17 protein-coding genes and 1 pseudogene are annotated in these 18250 nt (G+C 52.9%); 14 read left to right on the top strand and 4 right to left on the bottom strand.

All coding sequences use genetic code 11. The features are described from left to right. Nucleotides 1-439 precede the first annotated feature (439 nt). On the bottom strand, nt 440-2023 hold the full coding sequence (locus F4555_RS06385) for an aspartate:alanine exchanger family transporter (protein ID WP_004011940.1): 1584 nt from the start codon (nt 2021-2023) through the stop codon (nt 440-442). Between the two features lie 79 nt (nt 2024-2102). Beyond that, entirely contained in the window at nt 2103-3632 is a 1530-nt protein-coding gene (locus F4555_RS06380; protein WP_004011941.1) for a threonine/serine exporter family protein, read from the bottom strand. A 106-nt stretch (nt 3633-3738) separates the two neighbouring features. On the opposite strand from F4555_RS06380, the gene ilvN reads away from it, so the two are divergent. From ilvN to F4555_RS06355, 5 genes are all read left to right on the top strand, one after another. Then, a complete protein-coding gene (ilvN, locus tag F4555_RS06375) occupies nt 3739-4320 on the top strand; it encodes an acetolactate synthase small subunit (protein ID WP_004011942.1) in 582 nt (193 codons plus the stop codon). A gap of 5 nt (nt 4321-4325) precedes the next feature. Continuing rightward, nucleotides 4326-5318 carry a ketol-acid reductoisomerase gene (gene ilvC, locus F4555_RS06370; RefSeq protein ID WP_004011943.1) on the top strand — a complete coding sequence of 331 codons (993 nt, stop codon included), beginning with the start codon at nt 4326-4328 and terminating at the stop codon, nt 5316-5318. Nucleotides 5319-5447: 129 nt separating this feature from the next. Next, nucleotides 5448-6575, top strand: a complete 1128-nt coding sequence (locus F4555_RS06365; RefSeq protein WP_004018510.1) for a branched-chain amino acid aminotransferase — start codon at nt 5448-5450, stop codon at nt 6573-6575. Between the two features lie 117 nt (nt 6576-6692). Beyond that, nucleotides 6693-7799, top strand: a complete 1107-nt coding sequence (locus F4555_RS06360) for a TNT domain-containing protein (protein WP_004011945.1) — start codon at nt 6693-6695, stop codon at nt 7797-7799. A gap of 233 nt (nt 7800-8032) precedes the next feature. Next, on the top strand, nt 8033-9418 hold the full coding sequence (locus tag F4555_RS06355; RefSeq protein WP_004018461.1) for a glycine--tRNA ligase: 1386 nt from the start codon (nt 8033-8035) through the stop codon (nt 9416-9418). Nucleotides 9419-9659: 241 nt separating this feature from the next. On the opposite strand, the gene F4555_RS06350 is transcribed toward F4555_RS06355, so the two are convergent. Together F4555_RS06350 and F4555_RS06345 are read right to left on the bottom strand one after the other, a co-directional pair. Then, on the bottom strand, nt 9660-9971 hold the full coding sequence (locus F4555_RS06350; protein WP_004016499.1) for a type II toxin-antitoxin system RelE/ParE family toxin: 312 nt from the start codon (nt 9969-9971) through the stop codon (nt 9660-9662). 3 nt (nt 9972-9974) lie between these two features. Further along, complete coding sequence (locus F4555_RS06345) at nt 9975-10253, bottom strand: type II toxin-antitoxin system ParD family antitoxin (RefSeq protein ID WP_004018486.1); 279 nt, start codon at nt 10251-10253, stop codon at nt 9975-9977. Nucleotides 10254-10354: 101 nt separating this feature from the next. Here F4555_RS06345 and F4555_RS06340 point away from each other — a divergent pair. The 9 genes and pseudogenes from F4555_RS06340 to F4555_RS11210 all read left to right on the top strand — a co-directional run. After that, nucleotides 10355-11185 (top strand): annotated as a pseudogene (locus F4555_RS06340) (tRNA-dihydrouridine synthase); the annotation flags it as partial. Nucleotides 11186-11287: 102 nt separating this feature from the next. Then, nucleotides 11288-12505 carry a trypsin-like serine protease gene (locus F4555_RS06335; RefSeq protein WP_004018484.1) on the top strand — a complete coding sequence of 406 codons (1218 nt, stop codon included), beginning with the start codon at nt 11288-11290 and terminating at the stop codon, nt 12503-12505. A 19-nt stretch (nt 12506-12524) separates the two neighbouring features. Further along, nucleotides 12525-13535, top strand: coding sequence for a cell wall-binding repeat-containing protein (locus F4555_RS06330; RefSeq protein WP_004018494.1), 1011 nt, complete (start codon nt 12525-12527; stop codon nt 13533-13535). A gap of 143 nt (nt 13536-13678) precedes the next feature. Beyond that, nucleotides 13679-15094: a tRNA dihydrouridine synthase gene (locus F4555_RS06325; RefSeq protein WP_036370057.1), complete on the top strand. Its 1416-nt coding sequence runs from the start codon at nt 13679-13681 to the stop codon at nt 15092-15094. A gap of 164 nt (nt 15095-15258) precedes the next feature. After that, nucleotides 15259-15528 (top strand): hypothetical protein, encoded by a 270-nt coding sequence (locus F4555_RS06320; protein ID WP_004018481.1) that lies wholly within the window; start codon nt 15259-15261, stop codon nt 15526-15528. After that, nucleotides 15497-15820 (top strand): type II toxin-antitoxin system PemK/MazF family toxin, encoded by a 324-nt coding sequence (locus tag F4555_RS06315; RefSeq protein ID WP_004011951.1) that lies wholly within the window; start codon nt 15497-15499, stop codon nt 15818-15820. Before F4555_RS06320 ends, F4555_RS06315 begins: the two co-directional genes overlap by 32 nt. 299 nt (nt 15821-16119) lie before the next feature. Further along, entirely contained in the window at nt 16120-16455 is a 336-nt protein-coding gene (locus tag F4555_RS11220) for a hypothetical protein (protein WP_244854295.1), read from the top strand. Between the two features lie 246 nt (nt 16456-16701). Further along, a complete protein-coding gene (locus F4555_RS06305; RefSeq protein WP_004016503.1) occupies nt 16702-17061 on the top strand; it encodes a hypothetical protein in 360 nt (119 codons plus the stop codon). A gap of 422 nt (nt 17062-17483) precedes the next feature. Further along, a complete protein-coding gene (locus F4555_RS11210; protein WP_249262482.1) occupies nt 17484-17942 on the top strand; it encodes a hypothetical protein in 459 nt (152 codons plus the stop codon). Nucleotides 17943-18250 lie beyond the last annotated feature (308 nt).

Genomic DNA, 18250 nt, shown 5'->3' with positions numbered 1-18250 from the left:
GCGTCTCAGTTCTGCGCGTTCATTGTGTCGAGAATATTGGGAATCGGAGGAAACTTATCAAGTCCTAGTTCAGTTTTCAGCTGGTTGAGCGAGATGGTGTGAACCTTACCGGCGCGCATATCCCTAGCAAGCTGGGTAATGCGCTGCTTTTCCTATTTGGGGCAGCGCGGGTTGCGAAGTTTCTTACTCAAACGTAAAGCCATTTTTAATATATCACGCTAAGGGAAAGAGTGCGACTGTTGTATAGGCAATTCCCTAAAACAATGGGGGATTTTTGCAGGTGGGGATGACAGCATGTGCCAGCCTCCCCCCGATTCTTCCACTATTCGGGCACACCCCACCGAACTTAACTCCAGAAAAAGGTGCTAAACACCCAACCTGTCAACAATTACGGACAACCCCAAAGCATTAAATGAATTAAATGAATTAAATGAACCCGTTAGAGCATCCCGATGAAAGTGCCGCACAGAATCTTGGTAATCATGGCCACCGGATAGGCCATGGCATAGCCCAGGGAAATGCGCGGGTCGACATTGGTTTGGTCATTGGCAAAGCCCATCACAGCCGGCTGGGTTTGGGCACCTCCCATAAAGCCAGCCAGTTTCGTGCCACCCATTTTGCCAATCCACCGCATGAAAATGTAAAGAAGGATACCGAAAAGATTGGTGACTATGAACCCTACCAGCAGGATTCTCCACCAGTCGCCCCCGGTGAAAGCAGTTTGAATCGCGCCCCCGGCGTTGACCCCGGCTTGCGCTAAGAACAGCAACAGGCCAATTTCTCCCAGCACTTGTCCGGTCGTGTAGGGCAGGCCGGTTACGAAGGGACCGATACGACCCACTCGCCCCATAATCAGGCCCATGATAATTGCCCCGGCTGCGTATCCCACCGAGAAATACCCGCCGCCCGGGTTCGGAATCGGAATCTGGCCAATCAAGAAACCTAGCGTTATCCCCACGCCAAGCCCCACCGGGTTCAAGGAGGTCAGACCACGGGTGGAATCGCCCAGGTATTTGGTAATCACTTTAATATTGGCCTTCGGCGCCACTACGCGCAGCCGATCACCCAACTGTAGTACCAAATCCGGGTACGCCACCATGTCCACATCCCCACGACGCACCCGAGAAATCGTGGCTTGGAAGCGATCTCCCATATTGAGCTCCGAGATAGTCTTGCCGGCCTTCGCTACATCAGAAAGGGTGATGCGCCGGTAATCCAGGTAATGGCGGTCAATTTGGAGCGGATGGGAAGAAGGGTGTCCCAGTTCCTTGATAATCTGGTCAACCGAGGCGGCTTCACCCACAATGGTTACCAGGTCATCTTTGTTCAAGGTATCGGACATATTCGGACGCATAATCGGTCCGGTTTCCCCGCGACGCAAACGGGTAATCGCCAGTTTTTCATCGAAGCGTTCAAAGATTTCGCCCAGGCGGGGTTGTGCCGCTGTTTCGACTCTGATGGTTTTAGTCACCAGAGGGGTGGGGGCGTCCTTATCGCTCTTGCCCGCGCGCAATGCCAGAGAAGCAAACAGAATCATCCCCAGCACGCCATAAAGGTAGGTAATAGAATAGCCCACCGTGGCACCCGCTAGATCGTCGGAAGTTTCGCCCACGGCATCCAGCATAGGCGTGTTTGTCAATGCCCCGGCGATGGTGCCACCGATTTGCGCTGCGTTCATGCCCAGCATCATTCCGATCCCCACCCCAAGCAAACAAACCACTATGTAGCATCCAATCAGCAGCAAAATAGCTTTCCAAGCGGTCTTTAAGGTGGCGAAAAAGCTGGTTCCTGCATTCGTACCGATGCAGAAAGCAAACAGAGCCAGACCTAGAACCGCGATTTCGCGGGGAATCTTTAGCTCAACACCAGAGGCTCTGCCCCACGCGGAGATAGCTATAGCCAAAAACAGCACCGCTGCAGCGCCCAGTGAAACGCCCTTAATCTTGATGTGTCCAAGTGCCATACCGACCCCCAATAGGAAGGTCAGCATCACAATTGGATTGGCCGCAAAATATTCGAGCAAGAGTCCTCCTAAACTCGTCCCTGTCTCCAGAACCGGGATAGCCCTAAACGGGGGGTGAACATAACACTCTTAAATACTATCAGCGCATACTGTAATCTGACCGGGTGTCAGGATTTAGAACCGGGTGATTGCCTTTCAACACGCGATCTTGCAGCCAGTTACGGTCGGTGAGCATCCGGGCACTGGCCAAACCGATGCCGATGGCCAAGATTACTACCGACACCTCAGTTAGCGATATGAAGGCTTGGGAATAATCCCCGTCATTTAGGTGGGTCAGAGCCGCATAAAGTGGTACACCGGGAACCATGAGCACGGCCGCAGGAACAGACAAGGAAACTCGTGAATACCGAAAATTTGCCGCCCGCGAAATCACGTCAGCCAACAGACCAATCGCTAACGCCTCTAACCCCACCGCGAGCTGCCAGGTCACCCCGTTATCAACCGCCAGGAAGCGCAAAGGGTTCACCACCCCGCAAATCAGACCCGCATAGATACTCAGCCGCCAGGTGCAGTTAAACAGCATGGCGAATCCGGTAGAAGCAATAAAAGAACAAATTGCGCGGACTACAAACAACCACACCCCATGTATTGGGGGCTGTGCGGGAGGATCAACCGCCCAGTCAAACACCACCGAGACCAGCCACACGGCTACCCCAGCGGAAACCACCAGCATCAATGTGTAAACAAACCGGGGAATACCCGCCGACAAGTCCATACGCACCAAATCCAGCATGGAAGTAATCAGCGGGAAACCGGGAACCAGAAACAACACTGCCGAAACAATCCCGGAACGCAAACCGATGGAATCCCCACGCAACCATATGGGCAGTGCGCTCAAATCACCGGTACTCATACACTGATGCAGTATCAGTTCCAGCAGGGTGGCAAATATAATATAGAAGGTTGCTCCCGCGAAACCCGCTACCAGCCACACCGCAAAGTGGTTGAATTTCCGGGTCATCATCAGTTTGCGCAGGAATTGCCCCAACCCCGCCGCCAAGCCAGCCAAGAGACATTCAACCAAGCCCCCCCGGTTCAAGAAACAGAAACACGCACAAGCAATCCCTGAAGCTAAAGCGTTTACCAGTTTTCCGTACTCTAGGGGATAGGAATCGATACGATCCATGGCGGCATTCGCGGCCGCTATGGTGGTTCCCGGTTTCAGATTCTGCACAAAGTTACGCAACCGGTCGAGTTTCGCGGCGTTTGTCCCAAAGGCGCGTTGCTCCAAAACAGCGGTACGCGAATACGGTGGCAGATACACCGTAGAACTAATTTCCCCAAAGGTGACTTGTACATTGTGCTCGTCGGCACCAAGGGCAGTCGCCAAACGCGCCATGGAAATCTTGATGCGATAAGCCGAAGCTCCGCAAGCCTGGAGAGCATGTCCCAGGCGCATAATCGTGCGGGATTGCTCCGAGAGAGTAATCTGGGTTTGTTCCAGTTCTAACAGACTTTGGGTGTTTAGAACTACCGGAGGTTCCTCGGTAGATACTTCTGATGCCGGGCTTGCCTCGGGCTTGGAATCTTTGTCGTCCCCAGCATTAGTGGCAGGTTTCGCCTTGCTGGCAAATAAGTGTCCTAAGGTTTCAGAGGGTTTAAATCGCACAGTACCGAGTTAACCATTCAAAATCCCCTCTCAACAAGGACTTTGGGCACAGGCATCTTGATATACTGCACAGTTAGCGAAGTTGCAATTAGAGAGGCAGTGAACCATGAGGAAAACTCGTACCTTGAGTGTATTGGTGGAAAATAAACCCGGCGTGTTGGCTCGGGTAGCCGCACTGTTTGCTCGCCGTGCTTTTAACATCACGTCCCTATCGGGAGCTCCCACCGAGAACCCGGAATTCTCCCAAATTCTGATTGTGGTTGATGTTTCCGAAGTGCCCTTGGAACAGGTTAAGAAACAGTTACACAAGCTTGGCAATGTCCTGAAAATCGTCGAGGTAGAACCGGAAAACGCCGTGGAACGCGAACTGGTACTCATCAAGGTTGCAGTCGCCCAGGCTCAACGCACGGCGGTGCTGGAAATCGTAGCGATGTTCCGCGCCCATGTGGTTGACGTGTCCCACGAAACCCTGGTTATAGAGTCGAGTGGCTCACCGCTGAAGAACGCCGCGCTGTTTCGGGAACTCGAGCCTTTCGGGATTAAAGAAATCGTGCAATCCGGCACTGTGGCTATTGGGCGCGGCGCGTCACCTATCACCGAGCCCGGGGAAGTCCCCGAAGACACCGAGACCACGCAAAGCGTCGAGTCGGGTCTAGAGGTAGTTTTGCCTCCAAACGAGTATGCTTGAAATTAATGACCCAGATTTTATTTGCTGACGATGCTGACCTTGGGATTATCCAAAGCCGGCGGGTAGCCGTGTTGGGTTACGGGGCGCTCGCTGCGGCGCACGCCTTGAATCTGCGGGATTCTGGGGTAAAGGTCATTATTGGCCTATCGTCGACGACGCGGGCGGGCGCTAAAGCCCAGGAACAAGGTTTCGAGGTGCAGCCCCTGGCGGCGGCCGTGGCCGCTGCGTCTGTGGTGCTGGTGGCACTACCGCTTTCTAGACAAGTCCACATTTACGATTCCGAAGTCGCCCCCCACTTGGCACCTCATGACACCGTAATCTTCACCGAGGGATTCAACGTCCGTTACGGATACCTCCGCCCGGCCGTTGGCCTCGACGTCGGCTTGGTCTGCCCACAGGGACGGGTTCATGAGTTGCGAGACGAATTCGTGGCCGGACAGGGAATTCCCGGGCTAATCGCAGTTCAGCAAGATGCCTCGGGTATGGCGTGGGAAGTGGTGAAATCCTATGCGGCGGCAATCGGGTTGACCCGTGCCGGAGTGGTGGCCACGACTTTCGCTCAAGCCACCGAAGCCGCCTTGTTCAGTGAACAGGCCGTGTTGGGTGGTGGGCTGAACCGGTTGATTCAAAGCGGTTTCGAAACCCTGGTGGAAGCCGGATATCAACCGGAAGTGGCGTATTTTGAGGTGTGCTATCAGCTAGAACAACAAGCGCGTCGGCTGGGCGAGGCCGGGGTGTGGGGGCGGCGTACCGCCGCGAGTGACCTGGCTGAATACGGCGGATACACCGGGGGGACACGCGTGATTACCCCCGAAGTAAAAACCCAGATGAAAGCGGTTTTAGCCGCGATTCAAAGCGGGGAGTTTGCCGCGCGTTTTATGGCCGATCAAAATGCCGGGGCGGTGGAGCTAAAAACACTACGCGCCGCTAATGAAAACCACGTCTTGGAAAGTGTGGGGACGCGGTTGCGTCAACTTGCCCCTAAAACCGTGCCGTAGCCGGGTAAAACCCGGGGGAGGGGCTCTTTTATGACTGAGGATTTAGCGCGTTTTTGGTTTTTGTCGGATTTTGGCGTAAAACGAAGTGTTCAACTTTAGATAATAACGAAGAAAGAAGCAGGATTAATAATGAGTACATTGGAAGAATTGGCCAAACAACCCCTGCCGCCCGCTGATGAAATTGCGGGGCGGTGGGTCGTGCAAGCCCACGACCACCTAACGGAACCAAGCGAATATGAACGCATCATGGGGGAACTGCGTTTCGGCAAGGACTTTAGCGACTACATGGCGCATTCGATTTGGACACGCGCGGCGGGCTGGGGCGAAAAAACGATTAAACCCTACGGGCCGTTGCCGGTGACTCCGGGAACCGCTGTTTTGCACTATGGGCAAGAAATTTTCGAAGGGCTCAAGGCTTACCGACGTGAAGACGACTCGATTTGGATGTTTCGCCCGGGCTTCAACGCCCACAGATTTAACCAATCAGCGCGACGTCTGGCCTTGCCGGAGCTGCCGGTAGAGGATTTTGTGGGTTCCTGTGTGGATTTGGTGCGTGCTGATGCACGGTGGGTACCCACCACCGCCGGAGCCACCCTGTATCTGCGTCCCGTAATGTATGCCTCCCAGGACTTCCTGGGGGTTCGCCCCGCCGACGAGGTCACCTATTTCTGTGTGGCTTCCCCGTCCGGGCCGTATTTCAAATCCGGATTCGCGCCGGTCAGCATTTACGTGTCCCAGGAATTCCATCGGGCGGGTCCGGGCGGAACCGGGGCGGCGAAGACATCCGGTAACTACGCTGGTGCCATGCAAGCCCAGGTAATCGCCCAAGAACAAGGCTATGATCAGGTTTGTTTCCTGGATGCTGCTACGGGAACATACCTCGATGAACTGGGGGGAATGAACGTGTTCGTGGTTTATCAGGATGGACACGTCGCCACTCCGGCTTTGACGGGTTGTATCCTGGAGGGCGGCACCCGCGCGACGATTATGCAGCTGCTGCGAGACGAAGGGGTGGAAGTGCGAGAAGCCCGGATTTCTTTGCTGATGCTGTTAGATCAAATCAAATCCGGCAAAGTCACGGAATGCTTTGCTTGTGGCACGGCTGCAGTAGTAACTCCGATTGGTCGATTGGGCGGCGAAGACTTTAACGTTGAAATCCCCGTCGGAACTATGACCAAGCATATCCATGACCTTATTACCGGAATCCAATGGGGAACGGTTGAAGACACGCATGGTTGGTGCTATCGGGTTAAGTAACGGGAAAACACCCCAAATTTTAGGTTACGTCGCGCGGGTATGCGCGGCGTAACCGGTTTAAATGCCCGAGCATGTCCTAAGCTAGAATAGAAAGTTAGAGTTCGAAAGGAGTCCGCAGTGATTGGTTCGGTGCAGGAATTCGCTGATTTGATCACCTCCCACAGCGAGGAGGACTTTCTTCGAGCGATTTCTGACATTGCCCCGACCTTCGTATGGGAAGAAATCATCCGTAAACGCCCCGATTTAGCCGAGTTTGTTTCGCAATCCACCACTATTCCGGATTCGGTGTTGGATACTATCGCGCTGGCGGCTCCGTGGCGAGCTCGCTACCTGGTAGCGATTCAAAATCGCACCCCGCCCTCCGTATTGGCAAAACTGGCTCATGATGGTGACACTAGGGTGCAAAAAGCGGCGATGGCTAATGACGCGACCCCTTTGAAGGTCATCGCGGAGTTGCGCGATGACCGCCACGAAGAAATCGCCAAGTTAGCGCGGCTTATTTGGGAAGACCGCGCCCAGAAGCGTGCCGGGAAACATTCCTCTAAAGGTGACCGGCTGTGGGACGTTCCCCCGGAATCTGATTCTGGCGACAAATCCGGGGCTCCCTATCGCAGCTATTTCGATGAATTAGTGGAAGCCAAGGGTTTGACTGCCGCAGATGTGGTGCGTGGTTTTGATCCGCGTGACTCGGAGTTGCCCCTCGCTGAAGAAGGCCCGTGGGTGGTGGCGCCGTGGGGAGAGACAGAATATGTGGTTGGCTCCCAGCGCGGGGCGGAATTCGCGATTTACGACACCGTGGATTCCTTGGAAGATGCGGTTGACCTGGTGCATCGTCTGTGTACCGAAGTTCTGCCGGTTGGCGAGTTGCCGGTTGATGCCCCCGAACGGGGTCGGAAAACCAGTATTGGCATCGATGCCCGCACGATTTCGCGTGGGGGTAAGCCGGGCTCTAATGAATTGCATACCGGCGATTTGCTGGACTGTTTCGACGATGACAAGGCACAGTTTTTGTTTGCCTTGGGGACGCCCTTGGCGAATCGTGGCATGAAATTGAACCAGGACAAGCCCTACCGGGTGTTCGAGGTGCAAGCCCCCCTGCCGATGGCCGTGTTGGAAGGCTTGACCGCGCAAACCGAGACCAATCCGGGTGGGGGTGCGATAGTGGTGTTGGATCGTCCGTTGCGTTGGTACCTGGACCACCGGTTCTTGTTGGAACTCAAGTAACACTTGGATTGTCGGGTGGCACCTCGTGAAACCGCCGTTTCACGAGGTGCCATTTACGATGCCGGCACAGCGCGAAGGGTCGACAAATTCTTTTTCCGCAACCCGTCGGGCTAAAATGGTTCCTTAGTGATGTTTTGTTGCCAAGGAAAGTGGCACCTCATGAAGGGGAAGCGTAACCACGCGGCAACAGACGAAACCGACGCAAGTAGAGAACAGAGAAAAGGAGCAGCCCCGTGGCATCAACCCTGGAACAAGTGATTTCTTTAGCGAAACGACGTGGATTCGTGTATCCCTGCGGTGAAATCTACGGTGGCACCCGTGCCGCGTGGGATTACGGCCCGTTGGGGGTGGAACTGAAGGAAAACATCAAAAAGGCCTGGTGGAACTACATGGTGCGTTCCCGCGAGGACGTGGTGGGGCTGGATTCTTCGGTGATTTTGCCGCCGAAGGTGTGGGAGGCTTCCGGGCACCTGAAAGCTTTCACCGATCCCTTGATTGAATGCACCAGCTGCCACAAGCGTTACCGCGAGGACGACTTGCAGGAAAAATACGCCGAAAAACACGGAATCGACAATCCCGATACGGTGGACATGGCCGTGGTGGCCTGTGAGAACTGTGGAGTGAAGGGACAGTGGACCGAGCCGCGCGCATTTTCTGGGCTGTTGAAAACGTATTTGGGGCCGGTGGATGACGAGTCGGGCTTGCACTTCCTCCGTCCCGAAACGGCACAGGGAATCTTTATCAACTTTGCCAATGTGATGAATTCTGCCCGGATGCGACCACCTTTCGGGATTGGCCAAATCGGCAAGTCTTTCCGCAACGAGATTACCCCGGGGAATTTTATTTTCCGCACCCGCGAGTTCGAACAGATGGAACTAGAGTTCTTTGTGGAACCCGGCACGGACGAGGAATGGCACCAGTACTGGATCGACCACCGCTTTGCCTGGTACACGGATTTGGGGATTTCGGCCGATAACCTGCGGTTCTATGAGCATCCCAAGGAAAAGCTGTCGCACTATTCCAAGCGCACGGTGGACATTGAGTATGCCTTCGGCTTCGAGGGCTCCAAGTGGGGAGAACTGGAAGGTATCGCCAACCGCACCGACTATGACCTGTCGGTACACGCCGAGGCCAGCGGCCAGAAGCTCGATTACTACGACCAGGCCAAGGATGAGCGTTGGGTGCCCTATGTTATTGAACCTTCCGCCGGGTTGACCCGCTCCCTGATGGCCTTCCTGATCGAGGCTTATACCGAGGACGAGGCGCCCAACACCAAGGGCGGGGTGGATAAGCGCACCGTACTGCGTCTCGACCCGCGCCTTGCGCCGGTTAAGGTGGCGGTATTCCCGCTGTCCAAAAAGGAAACCCTGCCGGATTTAGCGCGGGGGATTGCAGCGGATTTGCGGAAATTCTGGAACGTGGACTATGACGATGCCGGGGCGGTGGGACGCCGGTATCGCCGCCAGGACGAAATCGGCACCCCGTACTGTGTCACGGTGGACTTCGACTCGGTTTCCGACCACGCGGTCACGGTGCGCGAGCGCGACTCCATGACCCAAGAGCGCATCCCCATGGAAGGCTTGGTCGCGTATTTGCGCGATAAACTGCCGCTTTGCTAGGGCTAGCAGATAGCTCAACAGAATCCGGTTCCAACGGGCGGGCAACCGCAGCCGGCCTATAATCCGCAGCAGCAGCCAGCTGCAATCCAACCGCAGAATATGCCGGGTAATGATCAAACGGATTATCCGCCGCCGCAAATAAACTCATAAAATTATTGACCGCGCGGCAACGTGAACTGAGTGTCGGCTAGTGGGTGCAACCTGATTATGGTTATCTACTAGCCGACAGGCGGTTTTTACTTCAATTTCCGTCTGTAGATAGTCGAGACTCGTAGTCCTGTCCGCCGTAAAAGACACCAAGAATTTCTATGCGCTTTGCTCGTGCTACGTAGGCAATAACGACTCGGCGACGAAAACCCACGATTCGCAGACCCGGACGCAAATCCTCACGAAGTGTTCCCAGTAAAGGCAACTCCCCCATGGAATCACAAAAATCAACAATCTCTGAAATGAATGACTCGCCGACATCCAAAAAACCTGATTTTACAGCAATGTAATCCTGCAGTTCCCAAAGTTGTTGCTCCGCCCGGGCAGAATATACAACCTTTTTCATTCGCTAACCTTGGTGAATACGGTCGGATTGTCGCCGGGCGAGGCGTTGGCGTAACTGGGTGGAAGTAATTGCCCAGGTGGGGTTTGCCTCCAACTCGTCATAGGCGGCAACAACTTCCGTGCGCAACCAATGTTCTATCGCAGCATCGCGAGCCAGCAAAGTACGCAATCCGTCGCGGATAACCTCACTTTCGCTGGCGTACTCACCCGATGCTACCCGTGATTTTACTGCCTCGGCCATCTCATTAGGCAAAGTAACGCTCAACTGCGTGGTTGTCCGCATATCTCCGACTCCCTTCAGTAGGATTCAATCCTATCATAAGAAACCCTGCTTCACGAGATAAACATATTTGGTTGAGTGCGTCTGCCACCGGGTAGACTGGTTTGCGGTTATTTTGGTTTCGGATTCATGAGGGGACGGCGGTGAATAGGACTAAATTTGCGCCTTTGTGCCTGGGTGGGGTTCAGTTTGTGACCCCGGTGGCTTTGGCGCCGATGGCGGATGTGACCAATGCGGTTTTTCGGGACATGTGCTTAGAATTTTCCCGCCAGGGTTTACCCGTTGAGCTGGCTTGCCCGGAGGCTGAGCTGGGGAAGGGGCAAGCCACTCATGAAACCGAGATGGTAACCGCCACATGTGACGTGACCATGTCCGCAAATAGAAGCACTGCCGCTACGCAAGCCCATATCAAAGCTGCAATCGATGCTGCCCCGCGTCCGAATGCGCCGGGGAAAGCCCAGGTGGAGGGCATGTTTGTCGGCGAGATGGTCACCGCGAAGGCTTTGCGGATGGGCTCAGCGCGGTCTTGGGTGATGGTGAAATCCGGGCCGTTGCAGGCGGTGAAGTCTATCCAGCTCTACGGGGTCGTGGGGGAGGACTTGGCCTGGGCGGCAGGCGAGCTGGTGCGGCGTGGCTTGGCTGACCATATTGATTTGAACTTCGGGTGTCCAGTACCCAAAGTCACTCGCAAGGGCGGGGGTTCGGCGCTGCCGTGGAAAACGGCGTACTTCGGGGAAGTTGTGGCGGCGGTGGTGGCGGCAACGCGTGTTGCTAGTGAGGACTCTGGGCGCAGTTTCCCGGTTCCGGTCACCGTGAAAATCCGCAGTGGTATCGATGCGGAACACCGGATTTTCCTAGACGTAGCCCGCGTGGCGGAGGACAACGGCGTGGCGGCAGTGACCCTACATGCCCGCACCACCAGCGATTTTATGGGTGCTAGGGGGTTTACAGTTAATCTTGGATTAAGTAGGCTGAAGGGTTGACCAGCATCAGCAGCCTGTGGTATTTTTATCCGAAATTACTTTTTGGGAGGAGCGATGAGGATAATTGCCATACCCCTGACACTGTTGATGGTTCTGGGGGTTTCTGTATCGTCTCAAGCTGCGTCAAATGACGAGCATCGTGGATTACAGCGAACCGGTTCCTGCAGTTTTGACCCTTGGTTAGACAATGTACCTGACCATATCAGGACGATAGAAACAGGTTTGTATGATTATATCAAAGAAGATCAGGGGGAAACTTTTGCCTTCAAGAAGTATAATCCTCAAACTGATAAAACGGAGATAGGGATAAAAGGTGAAGCTCCACAGCATATTGTAAAATTGTTGAAAGAAAGCTCCTGTTATATAATGTCAGATAATTTAGAATATTCGGAAAATGACTATACCTCATATATTGCACAAAAGATTAAATTCTTTAATCTTCTATCAGGAGGGGAATATTCTGACAGTATTACCGCATCTTATGATGTTAAGAACGCCGCCATCACTATTCAGCTTCCTGAAGGTGTGCTAGACCATATTCAACGCACAAACGATGCGATTGAAGAATCTGAATCCCAGGTGGTTCTAAATCGTACTTCTGACAAGTCTGTGAATTTGCGTATCAGGACAGTTCCAAATAATGAAGCGGCTATAGTTCAAAAATCATTATATGGTGGAGGTTACATATTTTCTCATATTAGTTCAGAATACATTTCAAAATGTACTTCTGGATTTTCGGTGTCAGCACCGGGTCACCCGAATTCATTATTGACTGCTGGGCACTGTGTTGAAGGTAACTACGATGCAAGATACGGAAATGCAGGAAACATTCGTCTTGAAATTGGTGACCATGAATATACAAAAAGGGGTGATGTTGCTGTTTTGTATGCAGACGGATACGATACCGCACCGCAGATATGGAGTAATAACACGGGTACGTTGATTAACATCACTTGGAAGATAGAGCCCAGTATAGGCCAAGCTTTGGCGTTTAGTGGCCAAAGAACTGGACGTAAAGTCAGTAAAGTTCGTGGTAAGTTTTGCGCCTTATCTGGGCGACATAAAACAGATAATAATAATCCGCACTGCAATTTCTTTGCTCTAGAGGACGAAATTACCAAAAAAGGGGATTCTGGGGGGCCGTTCTTTTCTAGTGGTGGTGCTGCAGGGGTGTTATCGGGTGCTACTAAGATTGATGGTAAAAGGAGGGATTATTTTACGCCAGTTAGTGTAGCTGAAAAACTGTTACATATAACTTTGAAGACAATGTAGTTTTTGCGGGGAGGCTAAAATGTTTCGCTCCAACATTAGTATATTTATGGTGATTGCGCTTACTTTGGCTTTCTGTGTTACAAGCTGCGCAGCTCACAGTGATGAATTTGTAGACGTATCCGAAACCCCTATGTTTAGATTAGGAATTGACAGAGGCTTTCCAGATTTTTTGAATCCCAATGTCCCTCCCAATGAGACTTTGGTTTTGGTAGGGGAAGACAGTCAACTTGATCCAATATTAGCGGGATTATACGCCAAGACCCTGGGAACCTCTTTTAGTGATCAAGAGAACTATTCTGTGATTGTAGGGTCAGATTTGAAGGACGCAAAAGGTATCCTTGAAAATCGTCTAAATAACTATCGAGACGAGGGTATAAAAAAACTGATAATTATAGGTGGTTCGATGCAGGTAGATACGCAAACAGAGCGTTGGTTGCGTGAAGGAAGATTTAAGGTGACGCGTTTAGCGGGGTCTAATCGTTACGAAACTTCACTTAAAGTGTGGCAGACGATGAGTAGTCATTATCCGGATACTGCTAGGCAGGTTTTTGTTGGTATTGGCACAAAAAAATCAGATGTAGAGTCTGTGACCTTAAACACTATTGAGAATGTGGCGGCGGCTTCGGTGGCGGCGCGTGTGGGTGGTTCTTTTTTGTCTGTTGACCCACATAATCCCAAGCTGCCTGCCAGCCTGAGCAAAGACGCGAAGGTGTGGTGCATCGCTACCACAGGGTGTGAGAAACTTAAGTCTAGCCATGACCTTGAAGTGATTTCGGGTCGTGACACTCTGGGGACAACTTCTTTAGCGTTAAAGCTTAGTGATCGCTTGGCTGGTAGTGAGGCTAAAACCCTGAATTTCCTAGATGAGAATGCTTCGTTGGACAGCGACCAGTTATTTCCCGGCTGGGGGGTAAACCTGATTGACCAGGACACCGGTTTCCAAATGCGGACACGTGACTACAAGAAACTATATGCTACCAAGAGTGTCACCAAGCTACGCTGCACCTCGCCCGGTCCGAATTTAAAGTAACCCCTATATTGTTACTACTTAATCTGTTAGACATGTATCACGACCCTTATATAATTGCATACTTGTGACAACTAAAAAAGTGATTTGAGCGCTCCTTACAAGAAACAGAGTACGAGTTAAAAAATTTTAAGATTTCCAGTAAGATGGAGTCTTGTTCTGCTAGAACCCATGAGGATTTATTTGTGAATGAAGCATTATTTCCCCTGTTGCGGATTGGGGGGGTGGAGTTTGTGACCCCGGTGGCTTTGGCGCCGATGGCGGATGTGACCAATGCGCCCTTCAGAGACCTGTGCCTGGAATTTTCCCGCCAGGGCTTGCCCGTTGAGCTGGCTCGCCCGGAGGTGGAGCTGGGGAAGGGGCAAGCACCTCATGAAGCCGAAAGGAAAGTCGCCGTTGCCACCGAGGATACTAACAGCAGCGTGACCAAGACCTCCGCAGCAGCGGAAACCGGTACCACCTGGCCGGGGAACATGCCGGGGAAAGCCCAGGTGGAGGGCATGTTTGTCGGCGAGATGGTCACCGCGAAGGCTTTGCGGATGGGGTCGGAACGTTCCTGGGTGATGGTGAAATCCGGGCCGTTGCAGGCAGTGAAGTCTATCCAGCTCTACGGGGTCGTGGGGGAGGACTTGGCCTGGGCGGCAGGCGAGCTCGTACGTCGCGGTCTAGCTGACCATATTGATTTGAACTTCGGGTGTCCAGTACCCAAAGTCACTCGCAAGGGCGGGGGTTCGGCGCTGCCGTGGAAAACCGCGTACTTCGGGGAAGTTGTGGCGGCGGTGGTGGCGGCAACGCGTGTTGCTAGTGAGGACTCTGGGCGCAGTTTCCCGGTTCCGGTCACCGTGAAAATCCGCAGTGGTATCGATGCGGAACACCGGATTTTCCTAGACGTAGCCCGCGTGGCGGAGGACAACGGCGTGGCGGCAGTGACCCTACATGCCCGCACCACCAGCGAATACTATGGGGGTCATTCCCATTGGGAGGATATCGCAGCGTTGGTAGAGGTGCTGGATATCCCGGTTTTGGGAAACGGCGACGTGTTTTGCGCCGCAGATGCTTTGGAGATGTTTCGCCAAACCGGGTGCGCCGGGGTGGAAATCGGACGAGCGGTGCAGGGGCGCCCGTGGATTTTCCGCGAAATCACCGCCGCCTTGTGGGGGTTGCCGGTGCCGGTGGGACCGAGCCTGGGGGAGGTCGCGAATGTGGCGCGGCGTCACGCCGAGGGGCTGGTGGCGCATTACGGCAACGAACTGGTGGCGCTGCGGGATATGCGCAAACACCTGGGTTGGTATTTCCGAGGTTTCGGCCTGGGTGGCGAGATGCGCGGTCGGTTGGCACGAGTGGAGAGTCTGGCGGAGCTGGAACAAGCGACTCATGAATTGATAGAACGACTGGGCGCGGACACACCCTATCCGTCGGCGGCCACCGGCCCACACGGACGCTCCCGCACCCAGCGCAAAGTCCACCTGCCCGAGGGCTGGCTGGACACCCGCGAGATGAACGCTGCCGCCCGCGCGGCCTTGCACCTCGACGACGACGGCTGCGACCCCTATGCCCACTAAGTGTCGGCTCACTTTGAGGTTTTCGATTCGCTGTGTTTGTTGCGGGGTTCATGAGGTGCCACCTGGGAATTTTGCCACTGTATTCCTTTTGGGTGCTTACAGGTAGCAAAATTGCTAACTCAGAGTGGTAGAATTATAGCAGTAAGCTTCAGGGGAGGTGCATTATGCCACTAAAACAAGCGGTTACCCGAGTTGAGGAACAGCAATATGAGCTGTTCCGGCGCACCACCAGGGAACTGGGAACTACTCCGGCAGACGCTTTGCGGATGTTCATCTATGCTTTCAACTCACATCGAGGTTTTCCCTACGAGGTGCGTTCTTTGCAACCTGTTGATGTCGAGCCTTTTACTAATGAAGCGGATGCCACCAGATTTGCTACGACTCTTTCCTTGGAAGCTATAAATGCACAGCGGCGAAATCTGGACTTTACGTGATGATGCCTATGCTTCCAAGGCACGTCCAGTAGTTGTCGTGCAAGATGCCGAAGTTGAAAATTTTGACTCGATTGTATTGTGTTTACTGACATCTTTTGATTCCGATAATATTTCGACACGGGTCAAAGTGCGTCCCACCGCAGATAACGCGTTGACACGGGACAGCTTCGTTATGACCGAGAAAATAGTTACTGTGGATAAGGCGCTTTTAGGGAAGAAAATAGGCTTTCTTGACGAGCTGACAATGAAAGAAATCAGAAACCAATTAGCGTTTTTACTGGGGATTAAATAGTAAAACAGTGCAGAAGATACAAATAACACCTCATGAAACCGTGAAATTCAACGGCGGCAAGGTAGGCTAGAGGGGTGAGTGAAACTGGTGAATACGCCCCCGCCGAACATGAGCGTTTCCCGCACTCGACTGACGCACTCCCTAGAAGTCGCCCAGGTGGGACGCGAATTAGGCAAAGGCTTAAGATGTAATCCGAATGCATTGACGGAGCGGATTATCAGTGATAGCGTATCAAAAATTCTTTTTAAAAAACTCTGTAGAAGAAGGGCTCGATGATGAATCTTAGGAAAAATCTCATAATGGTGCTGGCTTCGGTGGCAACACTCGGCATGGTGTCCCCGGCTTTTGCTGTTGATGCTGATGACCCAAATTTTGACGGGGAATCGGTAGCTCCTGCGGATAGCTCGGCAACACCCGTGGAGGCGGAGAGCTCCAATCCAGAGGATACGAATTCCTTAGAGTCACGCCCGCCAATAGTGCCGCCGGGTAGCTCTGATACTACAAACTGCGCCTTGGGGGATTACTGGTGCGTGAGTCCTGAACGTACCTGGTACCCGGTGTGGACGGAAAAAGGTTGGGATTACCAGAAGCGCACCCCGGAAGGAGAGAAACGCTGGCAAGAAGTCCATCGCTGAGGATTACGCCTTATCCCAGAGCCGGGCTAAAACATACCGCTTTAGCCCTGACGAATATAGATTCTTAGGGCGAACGATGAGCCCCCAAGAAAACAGCTACTATTGCGAACCCGCAGCAGTGCAAGCCGCTTTGCGAAATGAAAATAAGGATTACAACCAGTCACAGATTGCTGGGTGGTTGGGCACTACCTCACATGCGGGAACTGGGTGGTCGGATGAAACGGCACCAGTCCAGTAGCCAAAGTGATGAATGCGCACAGTAAGTTTTCTTATACTGCTTATCCCACTCCCTATGGACATGGAGGGCACTCAGCGCATATCGATGCACTAGTGATTCGAACGGTGGATGATATTAACCAAAATAAGCCGCTGCTGTCCAATATCTGGAAAAAAGCAGGTCTAGATTTTAATGCAATGCCTAAGGGAAGAGATATTTTCCACTGGATAGAGATTTATGGATATATGGAATACGGCCGGGCGATTCATTTTGCGGATCCGGCTGGGAAATCCGCATATGTTAGGTGGGGTAAATGGGCCGAACCGTATTCCTACACCGGGGCGAGTAAATTATCAGAGCTACACGCGGGAAGAGGCTACATTGCATAGACGGCCATACCGACTCGCTGCTTTGACCCTGGCACTGGGCGTCTGTGGAGCGGCATTGGCTGGATGTAGCGGATTACCTTCAGGGAAAAATCCTGAACCCGCAAAAGGCAGCAAGAATGCCGCACCCAGCTTTGACCCGAAGCAAGACCCACGTTACGGCATGCCAGGAACTCCCCGCAAAACCCCCTACCGTAGCGAGGCTTTTGTGGAATTAGATAGCAGTGTTTTTCCACGTGCCCCTAAACAGCATCACTCCCCGCCAAAGTGGGTAAAACGAGGAAAGTCCTGCTTGGGGTGGCCCACTCCCGAGGAATATGACAAGCTAAACGCGCTGGTCTATGAACCCACTAAACCGACATCGTATATAGGCTTTGGTGACATCAACGACGCGCGAACCCTGGCGGTGATGTCAGAGGGCAACAATGGCGTATTCTTATGGAATACCCAGCGGTGCTTCAGCCTGGGTGGATCCCATCCACGACCCGGAAAGCATCGTCTGGTACAGTTTTGATGGATATTCCAAACCCATTAAAATTCTTAACAACAATATTATTCATAATCCACCGATAGTAACCAAGAAATTGATAGCCATAGGTTCAGAAACTGGTGGATATGTATTTGACATTAAAACCGGCAAAGGCATCCGTGTACTCGACGATTTGGACGTGGCGCCGTTTACTAACTCCTCCGGTAATGTAGTAATATACAAGTATCCGTCAAAAGATATTATGCAAGAGCAAACAGAATTCGCATTCAATGCACTCACCGAACTCGACGGGGAAAAAATTTATGAATGTGAACCGGCGGTAACCCCCTCAAAATCGGGATGGGACGACCCCAAATCGCATAAGGATTTGCCAGCCCCAAGCACTACCGAATAAGGGGAATGGGCTACACTCGTGCACTGCTGCGGAAAATAGCCCTAACGGTGGAAAATGGCCTGGAGTGTGAATTTAGCGCAAGCTAACCTCATTTTTTTCCACTATTAGGGCACGCGAGGCTCATGTATGAATAATCAGTTGCAGCCGACATATAATCCCCAAATCGGTCAGCCGCAGCCGCAAAACCAGTTACCTAATGGTCAATCGTCGCCAGATTTTCCGCCGCCACCGCAAATAACCTCATAAGATTACCAGCGGCACATTAACCCGAATCGAGTGCCGGCTAGCGGAAAGCCCGATTATGCCTC

Origin of the sequence: Mobiluncus mulieris (genome assembly GCF_014204735.1) — a bacterium.
Classification (GTDB): Bacteria; Actinomycetota; Actinomycetes; order Actinomycetales; family Actinomycetaceae; genus Mobiluncus; species Mobiluncus mulieris.
This window is presented reverse-complemented; position numbering and strand designations above follow the sequence as displayed.

Coding starts and splice junctions, on each gene's coding strand:
- F4555_RS06345 (WP_004018486.1), bottom strand. CDS start 10,253: ATGCGGACAACCACGCAGTTGAGCGTTACTTTGCCTAATGAGATGGCC.
- F4555_RS06320 (WP_004018481.1), top strand. CDS start 15,259: ATGCCACTAAAACAAGCGGTTACCCGAGTTGAGGAACAGCAATATGAG.
- F4555_RS06335 (WP_004018484.1), top strand. CDS start 11,288: ATGAGGATAATTGCCATACCCCTGACACTGTTGATGGTTCTGGGGGTT.
- F4555_RS06330 (WP_004018494.1), top strand. CDS start 12,525: ATGTTTCGCTCCAACATTAGTATATTTATGGTGATTGCGCTTACTTTG.
- F4555_RS06305 (WP_004016503.1), top strand. CDS start 16,702: ATGAATGCGCACAGTAAGTTTTCTTATACTGCTTATCCCACTCCCTAT.
- F4555_RS06315 (WP_004011951.1), top strand. CDS start 15,497: ATGCACAGCGGCGAAATCTGGACTTTACGTGATGATGCCTATGCTTCC.
- F4555_RS06365 (WP_004018510.1), top strand. CDS start 5,448: ATGAGTACATTGGAAGAATTGGCCAAACAACCCCTGCCGCCCGCTGAT.
- ilvN (WP_004011942.1), top strand. CDS start 3,739: ATGAGGAAAACTCGTACCTTGAGTGTATTGGTGGAAAATAAACCCGGC.
- F4555_RS06350 (WP_004016499.1), bottom strand. CDS start 9,971: ATGAAAAAGGTTGTATATTCTGCCCGGGCGGAGCAACAACTTTGGGAA.
- F4555_RS06325 (WP_036370057.1), top strand. CDS start 13,679: ATGGAGTCTTGTTCTGCTAGAACCCATGAGGATTTATTTGTGAATGAA.
- F4555_RS11220 (WP_244854295.1), top strand. CDS start 16,120: ATGGTGCTGGCTTCGGTGGCAACACTCGGCATGGTGTCCCCGGCTTTT.
- F4555_RS11210 (WP_249262482.1), top strand. CDS start 17,484: ATGGCGTATTCTTATGGAATACCCAGCGGTGCTTCAGCCTGGGTGGAT.
- ilvC (WP_004011943.1), top strand. CDS start 4,326: ATGACCCAGATTTTATTTGCTGACGATGCTGACCTTGGGATTATCCAA.